This window comes from Methanobrevibacter sp. (genome assembly GCF_045126245.1).
GTDB lineage: Archaea > Methanobacteriota > Methanobacteria > Methanobacteriales > Methanobacteriaceae > Methanocatella.
This window is the reverse complement of record NZ_JBGVOG010000110.1, coordinates 1-3,953: the sequence shown is the minus strand read 5'-3', so window position 1 is coordinate 3,953 and position 3,953 is coordinate 1. Positions and strand designations below refer to the sequence as shown.

Sequence of the window (3,953 nt, the reverse complement as noted above, 5' to 3'; positions counted from 1 at the left end):
AGTTTAATATAATAATATAAATATAATAATTTCTAATAACACAATGAAATTGCATTTTTGAGAGTTGTTAATATGTATGAAACATTAATCTTTACTGGTGGAGTTCACAAAAGTGAAGAAATTAGGGAATTGATTGAAGATTTGGGAGGATTTATTCTTCAGGACAGTATTCAACAAATGGAATTGGTATTGAATATGGCAGTTCCATTGGAAGATGTGGATAAAATCGAAAAAAAATCCAAAGATTTGCTTGGAAAAATATCTGTTGCTCCCATGGCAGGTTCTGAGATAGCTATTGTTTCCCCAACACTTGCAAGACACCATTTGCCTCATGCGGCATGTGATATTTCTGAATATTTAAGGGAATTCGGTGCAAAAGACAATATGATTGGTCTGGCAAGGGGGGATGGTAAAGGTACTTCAGGCATTACTGAAGAAGAAAAAAGCTTAATTGAGGAACATGACATTGCTATTTTTGCCTTGGGCAGTTTTGAAAACTGCATTAAAGAAAAAGCATTCTTGTATGATGATATTGATATTCCTGTAATTGTTACCGGAGCTCCTGAAATCCCTATTGAAGAGCTTCCCGGTGCCGATGCATATGTCGGAGGTCTTGGCAGAATTCCAAGAAGATTAAGAAGGGGTCCTGACATACGTGCATTGGATAAATTAGTTGAAACAATTGAAAAGATTCTCAGCGATAAAAAACATGAAATGATTCTCGATCCGCCGTTAGTTCCATCTATTGTTGTTAAAAATGCAATTGAAAATCAGGTAAGGGAAATAAAAAATGTAATTTCTCCTACACCAGTAACTTCACAATTGGATGGTGTTCGCGTAAAATTGAATTATGATAAATACGCTGATGAAATTGCCAATGTGGTAATCGACGGCAAAAAATTATCTGAAATTGCAGAGATTAAAAAATCATTCATGTATGATTATATTTTAGTTAAAATTAATAGTGAGAGTTCTCTTGTTGAGGATTCAAACTAATCTTTTTTTTATTTTATAATTCTCATTCCAAAGAAATTGATTGCATCCACCAAATCATTGAATTGTTCCAACTCTCTTTCTATGACATTTTCGTCAGTCATGTCAATGCTTAATTCACCATCAACACTTAATGTATCCGGGCCGCGGCCGACAAGTCTTTCAACACCGTCTGCACTCAGTATCCTTTCGGCATCAAGTTGGTGGACAAAAGACCTTCCGGGAATGATAACTGCCGATTTAATTTCACTCAAATCTAATTTTTCCAAATCTTCTTTTGTAATCAGGCAAGCGATTTCCTTTTCTACTGCAACTACATTAACACTATCAACTTCCAATTTGTTGAATATTTTTGAAATAAACGGTTCTGCAATTTTTGAGGTAATTAGGGTAGCTTCGCCGGTTACTGGTTTGATGAACTGTAAAAATATTTCATTTTCATCACGGGCTATTGCAAATGGACCTCCGGTTTCAGGGTCGCATAATGGGGTGCCGCTTACTCTGAATTTATACTCTTTATTTATTTGCTTTACAAGTTCGGCAAACTCTTCTACTGGTTGTGATTCAATTCCTTTGATGATGGGTTCGTTACCTAAAATCAATCCTTCATTAAACGTATTTGCAAATCTCATCAAAAGCATACCTTTCGCTCCCCACTGCTCAAGAGAATTGCATGTTTCTCTAAGGACATCTCCATCGTTCACACCAGGGATTATTACGGCCGCTCCTGTCAAATCAATGTTTTCGCAAAATATCTGGCATGCCTTTAAAGCTTCTTGAGGATTTGGATCTTTCACCCAATCCTTCCTAAGCTTGGGGTCCGATGAAAAAATAGTGAATGAAACTTCTCTAACGCCATTGTTGATCAGTCTTGTAGCGGTTTGTGAATCGGTTATTCCCTTTCCACAGGTGTATCCTAAGATTGAAGATATTGAAAATTGATTTAAATTGGCAGTTAATGTTTCAAGATGGGGATAACAGCTTATATCTCCACCTCCGCTTATGTATGCGCTTATTTCACCTCTGCCCATATTCATCATTAATGCAGTCTGTACTTCGTTCATCACTTCAAAAGGAGCTTTAAATCTGCTCTGAGTTTCACTAATGCCTTTACTGCATCTTTCACAGCCAATCTTATTGGGTAAACAGTGTGCACAGCCAAAAGTTTTAATATCTTTTACCTTTCTAAAGTAACAGTACTTACAAAAACCATTACAATCTTTTCCAGGCATTCCTCCAACATCTGCTACAAGTTGCATAATTTATTATTTTTTATTTCATTTTATTTATAAATGAAGTATATTTTTTTATTCAACAATTTTGTATTACTTTCAGCATGATTATTACATTTTAATACTAAAAGTATTAATTTCAGATTTCGCCTTATTTATCTCATTTTAAGATATATTTAAGTTAATTATAATAATAAGTCATATAATATATTTTTTTGAGTTTAAATCAATAAATGATTCTATTTCAAAGAATTGAAAAGTTTTAATTAAAAATAAAAAGTATTACTTTTGACTGTATTTTTCTTAAATTTTTTTTGATTTATTATACTTTATAAACTTTTCTAAAAGTTTTCATAGGTAATCTTTATATTATATCTTTAATAAAATAAAATTTGTATACCATATGGCTGGCTATTGCAAAAGACTTGCTTTATAGCTTTTACTCAATTTGGTAAAAAATTACCATTGACGTGGTATATCGATTAAACTCTATTTATTTAGGAGGGAAAAAATGGCAAAGTTTGATGATAAAATCGATTTATTCGATGATAGAGGCAACGAAATTGCATCTGACGTACCAATCGAAGCTATCAGTCCATTAAGAAACCCTGCAATTCAAAGCATCGTAAAAGGTGTTAAAAGAACTGTTGCAGTAAACTTAGAAGGACTTGAAAAATCTGTAAAAACAGCATCCGTTGGTGGAGACAAATCTAGAATTTTAGGAAGAGAATTAGATCTCGCTATTGTTGACAACGCAGAAGCAATCGCAGACAAAATGAAAGAAATTATCCAAATTTCTGCAGACGATGATACTGTTGTAACACCTATTTCTGGAGGAAAAAGGTTATTAGTACAAGTACCAACTCAAAGAATTGATGTTGCTGCTGAATACTCCACAGCTCCATTATCCAGTGCTTCCGCATTAGTACAATCTGTAATCGACGTTTGTGGTGTAGACATTTACGATGCAAACTTCGTAAAAGCTGCAGTATTAGGTAGATACCCACAATCTGTAGACTACAAAGGATCTAACATTGCAACCATGTTAGACATTCCACAAAAACTTGAAGGTGCAGGTTACGGTTTAAGAAATGTAAAAGCAAACGACTTCGCTGCTGCTACTTTGAAAAACACTTTCCAAGCTACCGCATTAGCTGCTATTTTCGAACAAACTGCTATGTTTGAAATGGCTGACGCTTTAGGTGCATTTGAAAGATTACACTTATTAGGTTTAGCTTACCAAGGTTTAAACGCTGATAATATGGTTTATGACTTAGTAAAAGAAAATGCTGATGGTCCTGTTGGTAGTATTGTAGCTGCTACTGTTAACCGTGCAGAAGCTGATGGAGTAATCGCTCCTGAAGTAGCATTAACTGACTTTAACATTTACAACACTGATGACGCAGCTAAATGGAACGCATATGCTGCTGCTGGTGCTGTAGCTGCAACTATGGTTAACGTCGGTGCTGCTCGTGCTGCTCAAGGTATTCCATCTACTTTATTATACTTCAACGACAACCTCGAATTCGCTACTGGTTTACCTGGTCTCGACTACGGTAGAGCAGTAGGTGTAGCTGTAGGATTCTCCTTCATCAGTCACTCCATTTACGGTGGTGGAGGTCCTGGTCTCTTCAACGGTAACCACGTTGTAACCAGACACAGTAAAGGATTCTGTATCCCTTGTGTAGCTGCTGCTATGTCCTTAGATGCAGGAACACAACTCTTTTC

General features: G+C 35.4%; 3 protein-coding genes. 2 read left to right on the top strand and 1 reads right to left on the bottom strand.

The annotated features are described in order from the left end of the window. Window positions 1-72: 72 nt before the first annotated feature. Complete coding sequence (locus ACJMLZ_RS08180; RefSeq protein ID WP_405305136.1) at window positions 73-996, top strand: methanogenesis marker 7 protein; 924 nt, start codon at window positions 73-75, stop codon at window positions 994-996. Between the two features lie 8 nt (window positions 997-1,004). Here the strand turns inward: ACJMLZ_RS08180 and mmp10 are convergent, their stop codons facing one another. Further along, window positions 1,005-2,252 (bottom strand): methyl coenzyme M reductase-arginine methyltransferase Mmp10, encoded by a 1,248-nt coding sequence (gene mmp10, locus ACJMLZ_RS08175; protein ID WP_405305135.1) that lies wholly within the window; start codon window positions 2,250-2,252, stop codon window positions 1,005-1,007. Window positions 2,253-2,736: 484 nt separating this feature from the next. Between mmp10 and mcrB the strand changes: the two genes are divergently transcribed. Continuing rightward, window positions 2,737-3,953: coenzyme-B sulfoethylthiotransferase subunit beta (mcrB, locus tag ACJMLZ_RS08170; protein ID WP_405305134.1), on the top strand; the 1,217-nt coding region annotated here is incomplete at its 3' end.

Excerpts from the sequence above, each read along its gene's own strand:
- ACJMLZ_RS08180 (WP_405305136.1), top strand. The coding sequence starts at position 73 with ATGTATGAAACATTAATCTTTACTGGTGGAGTTCACAAAAGTGAAGAA.
- mmp10 (WP_405305135.1), bottom strand. The coding sequence starts at position 2,252 with ATGCAACTTGTAGCAGATGTTGGAGGAATGCCTGGAAAAGATTGTAAT.